This is a genomic window from Clostridium sp. X (genome assembly GCF_055755365.1).
Window position 1 is genome coordinate 1,178,530 of the sequence record NZ_CM146912.1, and the last position, 13,668, is coordinate 1,192,197.

Consider the following 13,668-nt stretch of genomic DNA (forward strand, 5'->3'; position numbering starts at 1 on the left):
ATATTGGAGGCTTTTATTTAGCATGATGATAAAGGAAGTTATTGTAGTTGAAGGTAGAGATGATATAACAGCTGTTAAAAGAGCAGTAACGGCTGAAATTATAGCTGTAGGTGGATTTGGAATAAATGCAGAGGTAATAGAAAGAATAAAAGAAGCTCAAAAAAGGCAGGGAGTAATAGTATTTACTGACCCAGACTTTGCGGGAGAGAAAATAAGAAGAATTATATCAAAACGAGTAAAAGGCATAAAGCATGCATATATAACTAAAAAAGAAGGACTTAAGGATGATGATATTGGTGTAGAGAATGCGTCTCCAGAAGTCATAAGAAAAGCATTAGAGAATGCTAAGTGTGAAGTTAAGGAAAAAAGAGAAGAGTTTAATGCACAAGATATATTCTTTTTTAATTTAACGGGAAGTCAAGAGGCAAAACTAAGAAGAGAAGCATTAGGTAGAGAAATTGGTATAGGCTACTGTAATTCTGCACAATTTATAACTAGATTAAATAACTATGGTATAAGTAAAGAAGAATTTATAAAAGCTCTAAATAAAGTTAATAAGGAGAAGTATAATGGAAAAAATGACAACTAGAGATGTTGTAAAAAAGTACGATTTTAAGTTTACTAAAAGTCTTGGACAAAATTTTTTAATAGATGATGGAGTTTTAGATGATATTGTAAAAGGTGCAGAAATTTCAAAAGAAGATTACGTAATAGAAATTGGACCAGGAGTTGGAACTCTTACTCGGGAATTATTGGCTAAGAGTAAATCTGTCTGTGCTATAGAGCTAGATTCTGATTTAATACCAATTCTAAATGAAGAGCTTAAAGACTTTAGTAATTTTAAGCTAATACATAAAGATGTACTTAAAGCAGATTTAAATGAGATAATAGGGGAAGAGAAAAATGTAAAAGTAGTAGCGAATCTTCCATACTATGTTACTACTCCAATAGTAGCAAAGCTTTTAAAAGAAGATTATAAGTTTAATTCTTTAACAATAATGATCCAAAAGGAAGTAGCGGAAAGAATGAATGCAGAGCCAGGTGGTAAGGATTACGGAGCACTAACGATTTTGGTTCAATATTACTGCAATACAAAGATTATAAGAAGAGTACCACCTACTGCATTTGTACCACAACCGAAGGTAGATTCTATAGTGATAAGATTAGATAAGTTAGATAAGCCTAGTGTAGATGTAGAAGATGAGGAATTATTTTTTAAGATAGCAAGACAATCATTTAATATGAGAAGAAAAACACTTAGGAACGCAGTTAAAAGTCTTGGTATACTCACTCCTGAACTTATGGAAGAAGCATTTGCTATATCCAATATAGATCCTAAAAGAAGAGGAGAAACACTATCACTTCAAGAATTTGCAACTTTAACAAATAATATAGATAAGTTTAGAAAAGAAGTATTGTAAGATATATATCTTACAATACTTCTTCTTTTTTTTATGATTTTGTTCATTTTTTGAAAAACTAACATATATTATAATAATGAATATAATTGCTAATTAAATCGAATAAGTTGTATGGGGGGAAAATCAGTGTCGGCTAAGAGAAGTTATAGTAGGTACTTTATAATATTACAAGAAGATGAAAAAGGCTATTCAACAGATAACAATAAATTTCCTACAGGATATGCAAAAGTTGAAAGAAAAAATGATAAATGTAAGGTATCTTATTATGTTCAAAATTTGAAGAAAAACAAGGAACCTTATTATATGGTTCTTATCTGTGATAGAAAAACTGATAAAAGGTTGGTTAATTTAGGTGCTATAAATATAGATGATTACGGTAGAGCTGAAATAGCTTATGAGTATAATGTAGAGAGTGTAGCTAATAGTAATATACCTATGGAAAATATAAAAGGTGCAGCTATAGTTAGGATGAATCCTTCAAGTGTAAATGGAGTTCTATGTGGGTTTGTAAGTGGAGTTAAATTAGAAGATTGGAAGAGCTATGCCATAATTGATAGTAAAGAGAGATCTAATGTAAGTAAAGATGAAGTAGATTCTAAAAATCAATCCAATACTAAAGAAGAGAAGAAAATACAAGAAGAATCAACTGATGATATAAATGAAAGTGTTGATTTAGGAGAAAATAATGCATTTGATGAATATGAAAAAAACATAGAGAATGCTAAGAACATAAATATTAAAATTGATAGAAATAGTAATGATGAAGAATTTAGTGAAGATAAAATTAATGAAGACGAGATTAATGATGACGTTGATGTAAGGGATGAAATAGAAGAAATAGAAGAAACTTTGAGCAGAGAAGATAGTGACTATATATTAGAAGAAGTTGATGATGAAACTGAATTTGATGAAGAACAGGATGACAGACACAAGAAGAAAAAAGATAAGGATTGTAATAAAGATAAACATGATAATAAGAAAGACAACAATAAAGAATCTAATAAAGATAAATATGATAATAAGAAAGATGACAATAAGGATTGCAATAAAGACAAACATGATAATAAGAAAGATGATAATAAGGAATCTAATAAAGATAAATGTGATAATAAGAAAGATGATAATAAAGAATCTAATAAAGATAAACATGATAACAAAAAAGATGATAATAAGGATAAATATGATGAGGATGATATAGAAGACTTAGAAGAATTCTTTGAAGATTTAGTAGATGGCTTTGAAGAAGTAAAAGAAATATGTCCTGAATTAGGAAAGTGTAAATGGTATAAGATTGATTCAAAAGAGCTAGAGAATATAAAACCTAATATAGAATTTAATAAGTATACAATGGTTTATTATCCAATGTTTAGCTACCATCCATATATAAGAAGACGTGGACATTATTTAATGGGTCATAAATGTGACTCAAAGGGTAAGGTTAGATATATAGTATATGCAATACCAGGAACTAAAAATATACAAGATCAACCATTCGGAGGAGCTACGGGATTTGTAACGTGGGTTTCTAGGAGTCATAGTGAAAAAGACAAAAATATAGGATATTGGGTTATGTTCTATGATTTCAAAAACTCAACAGTTGTTGTTCCGGTTAAAAAATAAATCCTCAACTAACTGCTTAATTTTAAGCAGTTAGTTGATATATTTTTTGGTGTGTATCATATCAAGTGAAACTTAATCCAGGTGTGGGTTGAAACCACATCTGAATGCTAGTTGAATTTTATAGGTTATGGGGAGGGTAGTATGAAGATAATAATAATGAACAAAAAGAAATTAGAAGTCTTTTTAACACTTATAGTACTTATGGCTATTTTATTTGGAGTAGGTAATGTTATAAAAGGCCACTTAAAACCGGTTAGTCTTATGCAAGATAATATAAAATCTTTAAAAGAATATAAAGTATTAGAGGGAAGCTTTATTTATAAATTACCTGAGGAATGGGGTACTGGGGTTAAAAGTTTTCCAGGGGATCAAATAATATATCATAATGATTTTACCTCAGATGATTTGCTAACAAGTGGATTTGTACAAGTGTGGAAGGAACAAGAAAATTTAAAGGAGTTTCTAGATAGAAGTAGAGAGATTTCAGAGAAACAAAATAAACTTGAGAACTATAAAATAAAGAGTACAAAAATAAAAGATAGAGAGGCATTTTCAATAAAATATAACATAATTTCTAAAGAAGTATCCTATATTGCTCATGAATATTTTATTAAACATAATAAAGGATTTATAAGATTTGCTTTTTTTAGTAGAACAGATAAATTTAAAGAAGATAAAATCAAGTTATATGAAAGCATATTAAATACAATATCTTTACAGTAAAAACTACTGCTACATAAGTTAATCATATAATTTTATTATAAATATAAAAGAAGCCTAGTGCTTCTTTTTATTATTTATTTATATGATATAATTTATAATGTAAAAATATATTTACTTATGATAAATAAGTAGAATAGTTTTCTATAAAAGAAGGGACTTGAGGGGGTAGCAATGTGCTAAGAGAGAGAGGGCTTTTTAAGGCATTATCTATAATATTTATAATAAGCATGCTAATGGGATGCAGTAAAGTTGATACTATGAAAGTTAAACTAGGTATCATAAATAAGGATTTTGAATATATTAATGAAGGAAGGATAAATAAAGTTATTATACAAAATATAAGAGATAAGGGATTTACTTTTATTGTTACAGATAAAGAAGCAATAAAAGACCTTTATGATATAATGTCTAAGGCTAAAGAGGTTGAAAATAAAATAACGCTAGAGCCAGATTATGAGTTAGAGTTTCACGAAGGTGTAAACAAAGTACATAAATTTAGCTATGTTGCAGGGCTAGATAAGAAAGACGCTGGTAACTTATATAGTAGTGATAAGATTTATGTAGTTTCTAAAAGATTAGATGATGATATTATAAAGAATTTTTGGAATATAAGAAGTCCAAGAGAATTTAAGGATGTATACTATAATTCTATACTTAAAGCAGTAGAAGATTATAGAAAGAGTGTAGGTGAAAGTAAGAAAATAGGAATAGATATAAATGATGATGATGTATCTAAATTTATACTTACAATGGATTTGGAAGAGTTTAAAGAAAAACTAGATACTAATACAGAGATGATTAAAAATGATGATAGAAATAATTATGAAATTATTGGAGAAGTAAAAACAGAAGGCTACAAAGCTAATTTATATAAAAGTGTTATAACTTTTTATGATAAAGAAAGTAAAAAGGAAACCAAGTATTATTTTGTAAATAAATATGATTTTATTTCATGGAGTTTTAATTTTACAAAGGATAAAGCGCCAGAAAACTTTTAGTAACATCAGTCTTAGTGAATATTATAGAGTGAAACTAAAAGATACAGAAAAGTAAAGGAGCTATAGATTTTTCATGAATTATTATGATGTATTATTGAGATTAAGTATAGCTATTATTGTAGGCGGAATTATAGGATACGAGAGAGAGTATACAAATAGACCAGCTGGGCTTAGGACTCACATTTTAGTATGTATAGCATCTACTGTGATTTCTATTATACAGATAAGTATTGTAAATGATACATTAAGTATGATTCTAAAACATCCGGAGCTACAAGACGCACTAAAAGCAGATATCGGGAGACTTTCAGCTCAAGTAATATCAGGTATTGGATTTTTAGGAATGGGTACTATAATTCGAAATAAAGGCTCTGTAAGAGGACTAACTACTGCAGCCAGTATTTGGGTAACAGCTTGTATTGGAATTGCTGTTGGTATGGGATATTACTTCTTAAGTTTTTCATCAACAGCAGCTGTGTATATAGTTCTAGTACTTATGAAAAGAGTTGAACTTAAGTTTTTTGAGAGAATAAGATCTGTAAAATTAGATATAGAATACTATACTAAAGGAGATTTAAGAGCTAATCTGGATAGATACTTTGGGGCTAGAAATATTAATACTAAGGAAGTTGTCTTTAATGTGGGGAGTGGAGAAGAACACAAACCCTTTAGAAAATGCACTTATACTATATTAGTCTCAAAACATGCTAATTTACGTAAAATAGAAAAGGATGTTAATTCTTTAGATGAAGTTATTAAAGCAACAATAGGTTGTTAATAAAAAGGTGTTTATGAAAAATTTCATAAACACCTTTTTTGTAGTACTATTGGCTAAGTCGGCTTTCAAAGTCCTTTTGTATTTCATGTAATCTTTTTGTGCCGTCTACACGTTTTTGTTTTGCTTCATTTTCAATTTGTTTTGTCTCTTCGATACCTTGAACGATAGTTTGCCATGTCTTTTCTAAAGTTTCGATTTGGATTGAACTTCCTGACGCAAGTTGTGCAGTCAATTTAGATTGAAGAGCAGTGTTTTGAGCATTTCTAATTAATAGCTCATTAGTTTTTTCATCTAATGCTGCCATTGCTTTAGCTTGAACTGCCTGTCTTTTTAAAGTTATAGCTTGAGTTAAACATTGCTTAAATATTGGAATGGTAACAATAAATGCAGAATTTATTTTTCTAACTAGATTATAGTTACCCTTTTGTATAAGCTTTATTTGAGGCATTGTTTGAAGAGCTACATTTTTAGCAAGTTCTAAATCATAAACTCTTTGCTCAAGCATTTCAAGTACCTGCATTCCATTAGAAAGATTAATTTGATCTATTTGTTCTATGGAAGTAGCAGCTTTATTTTGAAGCTCTGGCAATACAGTAGTTTTAAAGTTTTCAATTACCATATTACCTGCAAGGATATACTGCTCTAAAACTTCATAGTATTCTATATTCTTATGAAACATTTCTTGTAAGTTCTTATTAGAGGTATTAATCTCAGATTCATACTTTTTAAGTTGAACATAAACCTTATCTATTTCTCCGCCCATAGTGTTATACTTTTGAAATAGAGCTTCTATTGAATCTTTCGCTTTTTTCATAAATCTAGAGAAAAAACCTTCTTTTTTTTCTTCAAAGTCTTTAACATCAAACTTATCCATTATTTTATTAAGTTGAGTTAATAGAACTCCTGAATCTTCAACAGAGGTTGTTTGTATTGCATTAAGTATTTGATCTGCAAAACGAGAGATTTCTGTTGCAGTATCTTTACCAAAAGCCATTACAGAGTCAGCACTAGAGGTATCAAGTTGCTGAGCTAGAGCAACTACTTTAGGTGAATTTTTTACTTGTAGAGCTATCTCAGCGGTTTCTTTTTCAAGATTCTGTTCCTCATATTGTAATTCGTTTATTGAGTTTGTTTTATTCAACATATAAATTTCCCCCTTTTATTTAAATCTAGACCAAAATGAATTTGTCTTATCTTTATTTTTCCGAATAGAGTTTAAGTTTGGTATATTAAGATTAAAGTTGACATCTTCTAATTTATGAGTATCGTAGTAGGTTTCTGGTATTCTTTGTTCAATATTATTATAGCCTGTAGGAGTAAATATGGCTATATCAAAACCCATAAGGTTTAAGAAGGCTATAATAATAGAATCTTCTTCACTAAATATTTCTTTATTGTTATCATAAATTAAAAGTTTAGGAATCTTAAAAGGATAATCAAACTTTTGGATTAACTCCAGTAACTCTGAATCTATAGATAAAATACTCATTAGTATTTTAAGTTTAAAATCCGTATTTATAGGATTTGTAAACATAGGCAATTTAATTAATTGATTTATTTTGTCTATTATACCATCTTGAAGAGGAGTTTTTAAGTAAGAGAATTTATAAAGCTTATTTTTAAAAAGAGCCTCTTTATTTATTAAACCCTCTTTAAAACAATACTCTAAGCTATATAAATCATACCGTGAATAGTTACTGTTAGTAAAAGGAACCTTATGTATAAACATAATATTATGAATATCTTTGAACTCCTTAAATTCATTCCAGTAAGTATTTAGGTCATTGTGAACTCCACTTATCTTGGCAAAGAGATTAGGAATATAAACTACTCCATTTTCAATCTTAAAGCCCGGACGCATTCTAGCTTCTTCTTTCCAAAGAATTCGTAATTCATCATAGGTTGTTTTTAAAGTAAGAGGGTAAGTTTTATAGCTCTCAAATTGCCAAGGTCTATATAATCCATCCTCAGTATTATAAATTACACTACTGATTTCTCTTGAAGCCCTAAAAGCAGTTGTTTCATGTCTTATTATGATTTCTTCTTTTGGAAACTCTTTTAGTTCCGTTATTTCATCAAGTTCAATTAAATTAGTAAATTTACATTCCTTATCTATAACTGAAAAGGTCTTATCTTCTTTAGAATGAACATATAGAATGTCACAACCAAGCAGAGATAAGAAAATCAAAAAATATGCCTCATGTTTTTTTATATCACCATAATATAGTATTTTAGGGTTATAGACTTTTGCTGTAGAAGTTTTTAAATAATCAAATTTTTTAAATAGATTCGGAACATATTTATATGTCCACATCAAAAGCTTCAAAATAAAATTCTTAAGTTTAGCAGTATTTATATCAAATTCTTTGCTCATGTATAATTCTAGTATAATATTAAAACTTTTTATTAAAGATGAATTTATTATATCTTCTCTAAGATTAGGAAAAGCATCACATTCTATTAGATGTTGCATTAAAGTAGCTCTATCAAGGACAGAAGTTTTCCAAAGCTGAGAAGTTTTATTTACTAATTCTATATTAGCTTCTACTGGAAGATCCCTTGTAATTTTCATATATAATGAACCATACGATGAAAGCTGTACATCTATTTTATATAAGTCGTTAAAGTACTCATCATAATTATCTTTTATGCCTATATATCTGTAAAAATAAACTGGAATCAAGGGCATTGGTTTACCAACAAACCCACTTCGAGTAGTTAAAGGAAGAGTAAAATCCTTAAATATGTTAGTAGACACTTTGTAAACAGGAGTTATAGAATTTTTATATTTATCTATATTAAAGAGTTCCTTTGGTACAGTAACTAAATCAATTTTATTAGTATCACCAGGTTTTGGTAATCTATCTATTATTAAGTTTGATTTATTAGAAAGCTCTAGAATCTTTGAATAATGACCATTCTCATCAATAAGTGGAAAATCACCGTGATTGAGGGAGTTAATATATATAACATCGCAGCCAAGTCTAGATAAAAATATTAAAAAGTATACCTCATGTTTCTTGATATCACCCAAATAAACAACCTTTGGATTGATGATGTCTTTGTTTTTTTCACCTTTAATATCAAAGGATTGAAGTAAACTCGGAATAAATTCATTTATCCATGAGAGTAGCTTTAGAGTGAAATTTTTTATTTTTGTAGAATTTAAATGAGGTTCCTTTTTTGAATAAAGATTCAATGTATAGATTAAGCTTTCTTCCATAGAGGAATTTAGAAGCGAGTTCTTAAGTTCTGGAAGAGAAGCATTCCCTTTAAATAATGTTATTAAGGATTCAATTTTTGATTGATTAAAGAGTTCTAAATTGCATCTGTCCCAAACATATTGAATTTTATCAATTAAGGAAGGATTATGTTTTAATGGTATATTACCTATAAAATTTAGGTATAAATCATTTAAATTAGATAAATCTTTATCTAATTTATTTAATCTATGATAATATTCCTCTTCGTTATCAATACCTACATACCTATAAAAATATATAGGTACAATTGGAGTAGTGCCATTTATAAATCCAATTCTTCTATTTAAAGGGAGGAGTACATCATTGAATATATCATTAGAAGTTTTAAGAGATGAATTTATAAATTTTCTTATGTTAATCATTTAGCATGCCTACTTTCAATTAGAATCTCTTTAAATAATTAATTATCCATAATAATATTATACAAAAACAAGATGAAATATAGCAAGAATTGAAGTTAAAGTATATGAAATTATTTACATAAAACATATAATATTCAATCAAATACTAATTTAAGTATTAATTTGAATTTTGAATACAATTAAAAAAACATATGTTTTAGTATAAGCGTATTCATCTATTAATCGATAAATATATAATTATGTATTTTCATGTAAAAACAATGCATTAATAGAATAATAATATTATAGAAAAGAGATTTTATTGATAAATAAAAAGCTTTATAGAATAGACAAAACCTATAAGCTTAAGTTAACGGGGGTACATTATGGTTCCAAGAGATAATTATTATAATGAAGAAGATAAGAATGATGCTCGTAATTTTGAAAAGTTAAATCCCCAAAAAATAGCCTTAAAAATAGCTTGGTATTATTTTATTATAGGCTTATTGTGGATAGTTTTGTCAGACAAAATTATTATAAATTTAATTAGAGACACAAATAATTTAGTATTAATTAGTATTTATAACAGCTTTTATTATATTTTATTTAGTATTTACCTCCTTTAAAGGAATTAAGAAAAAAGGAGAGGAAATAGAAGAAAGTTATAAGAAATTAGAATTAGCTCATGAAGAATTAGAAGCAGCTTATGGACAACTTGGTGCTGCAGAAGAAGAATTAAGGCATCAGCTTGATAAGTTAATTGAGAGTCAAATGAATCTATTGGAGAGTGAAGAGCGATATAGGTTAATATTTGATGCAGTTAACGAGGGTATATGGAACTGGGATATTAAAAGTGGCAAGAAATACATTTCTGATAGATGGTATGAGATTATGTCATATCCTAAAGATAAGTTTAGTAATGTAGAGGAATGGTATGAACTAATTCATCCAAAGGATTTAGATATATTATTCAAGAATATGGAGGAACATATAAGGAATAAAACTAAGTATTATACTTGTGAGTTTAGATTTATGACAGGAAAAGGAGAGTATATATGGGTATTATCTAGAGGTAAGGCATTATTTGATGAGAATGGAGTAGTATATCGTTTAGCTGGTTCTCACAATGATATAACGGATGTTAAAAATTACCGAGATCAATTATACTATTTAGCCTATAATGAGTTGTTAACAGGATTACCTAATAGACTATCTTTATATGAAAACTTAACAAGTCGTATTAATAGAAAAAGAGATATTAAGCTAGGAGTAATTTTTATAAATATCGACAAATTTAAATATGTTAATGATACTTTAGGATATATTTTTGGAGATAAAGTTATAATAAAGGTTGGAGAAAGAATAAACACTCTAATAACAGATGAATGTTCTCTTTATAGTTTAAATGGAGATGAATTTATAGTAACTATAGATAAGATCAAAGGAACAAAAGATGTAGAAAATCTATGTGAGCATATATCACAGGGTTTTAAAGAACCTTTTAATATTGAAACAAGTACTTTACATATTCATGTTAGTATGGGTATGGCATGTTACCCAGATAATGGGGAAGATATAGAGAAACTGCTAAAATGTGCTGATTTAGCGGTGCATAAGGCTAAAGAGCTAGGTGGAAATAAATATGTAGTCTATAAAAAGCCTATGTATGATACTGTTATTGAAAGAACTAGTATAGAAGAGGGACTAAGAATAGCTCTTGAAAAAAATGAGATGGTAATTTACTATCAGCCACAACTTGATATAAAATCTAATAAAATAACAGGTTTTGAGGCGTTATTAAGGTGGAATAGTGCTAAGATTGGACCTGTATCACCTTTAAAGTTTATTAAAGTAGCTGAGGATACACATCTAATTATTCCTATAGGTGCGTGGGTATTGAAAAATGCATGTAGTTTTTTAAGAAAACTTAATGATACGGGATATAGAGATATTACAATATCAATAAATATTTCTATATTACAGCTTTTGCAAGAAGATTTTGTATCATTAGTAATGAATACGATTAACTCTACTAAAATTAATCCAGAAGAAGTAGAACTTGAGATAACAGAGTCTGTGCTTATGGAGTCTTTCGAAGATATATTGTGGAAATTGGGTGAATTGAAAAATCAAGGTGTTAAAATAGCTCTTGATGATTTTGGAAAAGGATACTCTTCTTTAAGCTATTTGAAGCAATTACCTATCTCGACTCTAAAGATAGACAAGGCATTTATTGATGATATATCTATATCTCAATATAATAAAACATTAACAGGACAAATTGTAGCTATGGGTAGAATAATGGGAATGACTGTAGTTGCTGAAGGAGTAGAAACAGAAGAGCAGTTAGAATATCTAGCAAAATACAAGTGCAACAAAATTCAAGGTTATATTTTTAGTAGACCAGTACCAGAAAAAGAAGCTATTAATTTACTGAAATTAAAGCAAGATAAGATAATGCTAAAGTAAATCTGTTATATCTTAATATGTTATAATAGAAAATAATGTTAATTGAGGGAAATGATCTTAATATAAAGGAGATGAGTACATGTTTAACTTTAGAGTTCATCAAGAATTAGCATGCGCAGCAGAAGGAGAAGGCCAATTTTACGCAAGAGTAGGAGCTATGGTGGCAAGTAAGGGGAGCTTTACTGCTGAGAAAGTACTTCTTGATCCTAATCAAAATAGGAGTATTTTAAATTCGGTTATGAATTTAGCAGCCAGGAAATTAACAGGAGAAAATATACCCATAATGAAAGTTACGGGAAAAGGAACTTATTACATGGCTAGCAGAGCACAACATGTCAGCATTATTAAACTTCAACAAGGACAAAACATAGGGGTTGAAGGGGAGAACCTACTTGCTTTTACTGAAGATTGTAAATATGGAGTTAGATTTGTAGGTACAGGTGTATTATCTCAAAAGGGAATGTTTACATCAAACCTTACAGGTATAGGACCTAATGCTCATGTTGCTATAACTACAAATGGAAATCCTATAATACTTGAAACGCCTTGTACGGTAGATCCAGATGCGGTAGTTTGCTGGACAGGCCATGATCCAAGTTTAAGATCTGATGTAAGCTGGAAAACATTATTAGGACAAACTTCTGGGGAGTCGTATTTATTTGAATTTAATACTTACGGAGAAGTAGTCATAGTTCAGCCATCAGAGAGAAATTCAGGATTACGTGTGGGAATAGATTAGAAAGAGTTTGGCAGATACTAAAAAGAAGGGAGGTAAAATATGAATTTAAATATAAATAGGGAAAGTACAGACATTCGAAGCTCTCAAGATAAAAGATACGGAAATTTAATTATAAATGCAACTTTTAGAGAAGATAAAGGTATTATTGATTTGAAGGAGCCTATAGATTCAAGTATCCAATCAGTAACGGGTACACCTATAAAGCAAAGTAAGAATATTAGCCTAAGAAGTACTATAAATATAAGTGATTCTGTTAAAGTTATGAGAGGTCAAAAATTTAGTATAAGTTCACAAATACAAGATTCATCTAAACTAATATTGGCATTGGATTGGGATGTGAATGCAGGCGGAAATAAAAGTTTGGAATTGGACACTTCTTTATTTATGGTAGATGAAAAGGGGAAAACGGCAGAAGAAGATTTTGTGTTTTATGGAAATCCAAGAAGTAGAGATGGTGCTTTAGTTATTAGCGGAGACTATAATTCAGGGATAAAAACAGCATATGATGAGTCCATTGAATTAAATCTAAATTCAGTTAAAATGAATATAGAAAAATTAGCTATTACAGTAACTATATTTGAAGGAGAAAAACGAAATCAGAGTTTTTCACAGATATCTAATGCATATATTAGAATTATAGATGCTCAAAGAAAGAGGGAACTTTTACATTACAGATTTGATGAAGGACTAAAATTTGAAACAGCTGTAGTGGTTGCTGAGATATATAGGTATAAAAATGAGTGGAAGATAAATCCTATAGGTAATGGATTTAATGGCGGATTAGATGCATTATGTAGTAATTATGGAATAGAAACAGAATAGAAATATAAGTTTTATTCTGAAGGGATAAAAACTCTTTTTTACTTTCATACTATTATTGATAAATAGATAAAATGAGAGGAGCGTATATATGAACACAATACATTGTAATGTTTCAGGCCTTGCTAATTCTCAAAGTAAAACTCAATTACTTAACGCATTAGATAAAGTTGAGGGAGTTCAAGAAGTTGCAGTAGACCTAGCAAGAGGAACAGTTGAAGTAGATTATAATTCACCAGCAAGTGAGAGTCAAATAAAGATGTGCATTGAGAATACAGGATATAAAATTCAATAAAATAATTAAAAAAGGTCAGCGAATTTCGCTGACCTTTTTTCTTTCATAAAAAAAGGAACAATCTATTGGTAAATTAATAAAAAATAGTGTATTATATTATTAAATATATAATTAATTGAGCAATATGGTGATTAATTATTAATAAAAATTAATGGGATTAAAATATTTAAACATAATTAAGAAAGGAGGGAGTTTTATCAGA

13 protein-coding genes are annotated in these 13,668 nt (G+C 28.7%); 11 read left to right on the forward strand and 2 right to left on the reverse strand.

The features are described from left to right. Positions 1–22 precede the first annotated feature (22 nt). The 6 genes from rnmV (at position 23) to ACX0KU_RS06060 (ending at position 5,540) form a co-directional block, all read left to right on the forward strand. The gene (gene rnmV, locus ACX0KU_RS06035) at positions 23–589 is read left to right on the forward strand and encodes a ribonuclease M5 (RefSeq protein ID WP_472991965.1); all 567 of its coding nucleotides are present in this window, start codon (positions 23–25) and stop codon (positions 587–589) included. After that, entirely contained in the window at positions 570–1,421 is an 852-nt protein-coding gene (gene rsmA, locus ACX0KU_RS06040) for a 16S rRNA (adenine(1518)-N(6)/adenine(1519)-N(6))-dimethyltransferase RsmA (protein ID WP_472991966.1), read from the forward strand. The genes rnmV and rsmA overlap by 20 nt, the downstream gene beginning before the upstream one ends. Before the next feature lie 126 nt (positions 1,422–1,547). Then, positions 1,548–3,041: a DUF7922 domain-containing protein gene (locus ACX0KU_RS06045; RefSeq protein WP_472991967.1), complete on the forward strand. Its 1,494-nt coding sequence runs from the start codon at positions 1,548–1,550 to the stop codon at positions 3,039–3,041. 141 nt (positions 3,042–3,182) lie between these two features. Beyond that, positions 3,183–3,764 (forward strand): hypothetical protein, encoded by a 582-nt coding sequence (locus tag ACX0KU_RS06050; protein WP_472991968.1) that lies wholly within the window; start codon positions 3,183–3,185, stop codon positions 3,762–3,764. Positions 3,765–3,937: 173 nt separating this feature from the next. Further along, positions 3,938–4,762, forward strand: a complete 825-nt coding sequence (locus tag ACX0KU_RS06055; RefSeq protein ID WP_472991969.1) for a YhfM domain-containing protein — start codon at positions 3,938–3,940, stop codon at positions 4,760–4,762. Between the two features lie 73 nt (positions 4,763–4,835). Continuing rightward, a complete protein-coding gene (locus ACX0KU_RS06060; RefSeq protein WP_472991970.1) occupies positions 4,836–5,540 on the forward strand; it encodes an MgtC/SapB family protein in 705 nt (234 codons plus the stop codon). Positions 5,541–5,586: 46 nt separating this feature from the next. On the opposite strand, the gene ACX0KU_RS06065 is transcribed toward ACX0KU_RS06060, so the two are convergent. Together ACX0KU_RS06065 and ACX0KU_RS06070 are read right to left on the reverse strand one after the other, a co-directional pair. Beyond that, positions 5,587–6,684: a toxic anion resistance protein gene (locus ACX0KU_RS06065; protein WP_472991971.1), complete on the reverse strand. Its 1,098-nt coding sequence runs from the start codon at positions 6,682–6,684 to the stop codon at positions 5,587–5,589. Positions 6,685–6,699: 15 nt separating this feature from the next. Further along, on the reverse strand, positions 6,700–9,165 hold the full coding sequence (locus tag ACX0KU_RS06070) for a YceG family protein (protein WP_472991972.1): 2,466 nt from the start codon (positions 9,163–9,165) through the stop codon (positions 6,700–6,702). 365 nt (positions 9,166–9,530) lie between these two features. Here ACX0KU_RS06070 and ACX0KU_RS06075 point away from each other — a divergent pair, with 365 nt between their 5' ends. The 5 genes from ACX0KU_RS06075 (at position 9,531) to ACX0KU_RS06095 (ending at position 13,466) form a co-directional block, all read left to right on the forward strand. Further along, positions 9,531–9,770, forward strand: coding sequence for a hypothetical protein (locus ACX0KU_RS06075; RefSeq protein WP_472991973.1), 240 nt, complete (start codon positions 9,531–9,533; stop codon positions 9,768–9,770). 145 nt (positions 9,771–9,915) lie between these two features. Then, positions 9,916–11,613, forward strand: coding sequence for a bifunctional diguanylate cyclase/phosphodiesterase (locus ACX0KU_RS06080; protein ID WP_472991974.1), 1,698 nt, complete (start codon positions 9,916–9,918; stop codon positions 11,611–11,613). A gap of 79 nt (positions 11,614–11,692) precedes the next feature. Further along, positions 11,693–12,352 carry an AIM24 family protein gene (locus ACX0KU_RS06085; RefSeq protein ID WP_472991975.1) on the forward strand — a complete coding sequence of 220 codons (660 nt, stop codon included), beginning with the start codon at positions 11,693–11,695 and terminating at the stop codon, positions 12,350–12,352. A gap of 39 nt (positions 12,353–12,391) precedes the next feature. Next, complete coding sequence (locus tag ACX0KU_RS06090; protein ID WP_472991976.1) at positions 12,392–13,174, forward strand: TerD family protein; 783 nt, start codon at positions 12,392–12,394, stop codon at positions 13,172–13,174. A gap of 88 nt (positions 13,175–13,262) precedes the next feature. Further along, positions 13,263–13,466: a heavy-metal-associated domain-containing protein gene (locus ACX0KU_RS06095; RefSeq protein ID WP_472991977.1), complete on the forward strand. Its 204-nt coding sequence runs from the start codon at positions 13,263–13,265 to the stop codon at positions 13,464–13,466. Positions 13,467–13,668 lie beyond the last annotated feature (202 nt).

Coding starts and splice junctions, on each gene's coding strand:
- rnmV (WP_472991965.1), top strand. CDS start 23: ATGATGATAAAGGAAGTTATTGTAGTTGAAGGTAGAGATGATATAACA.
- ACX0KU_RS06090 (WP_472991976.1), top strand. CDS start 12,392: ATGAATTTAAATATAAATAGGGAAAGTACAGACATTCGAAGCTCTCAA.
- ACX0KU_RS06065 (WP_472991971.1), bottom strand. CDS start 6,684: ATGTTGAATAAAACAAACTCAATAAACGAATTACAATATGAGGAACAG.
- ACX0KU_RS06050 (WP_472991968.1), top strand. CDS start 3,183: ATGAAGATAATAATAATGAACAAAAAGAAATTAGAAGTCTTTTTAACA.
- ACX0KU_RS06060 (WP_472991970.1), top strand. CDS start 4,836: ATGAATTATTATGATGTATTATTGAGATTAAGTATAGCTATTATTGTA.
- ACX0KU_RS06080 (WP_472991974.1), top strand. CDS start 9,916: ATGAATCTATTGGAGAGTGAAGAGCGATATAGGTTAATATTTGATGCA.
- ACX0KU_RS06095 (WP_472991977.1), top strand. CDS start 13,263: ATGAACACAATACATTGTAATGTTTCAGGCCTTGCTAATTCTCAAAGT.
- ACX0KU_RS06070 (WP_472991972.1), bottom strand. CDS start 9,165: ATGATTAACATAAGAAAATTTATAAATTCATCTCTTAAAACTTCTAAT.
- ACX0KU_RS06075 (WP_472991973.1), top strand. CDS start 9,531: ATGGTTCCAAGAGATAATTATTATAATGAAGAAGATAAGAATGATGCT.
- ACX0KU_RS06085 (WP_472991975.1), top strand. CDS start 11,693: ATGTTTAACTTTAGAGTTCATCAAGAATTAGCATGCGCAGCAGAAGGA.
- rsmA (WP_472991966.1), top strand. CDS start 570: ATGGAAAAAATGACAACTAGAGATGTTGTAAAAAAGTACGATTTTAAG.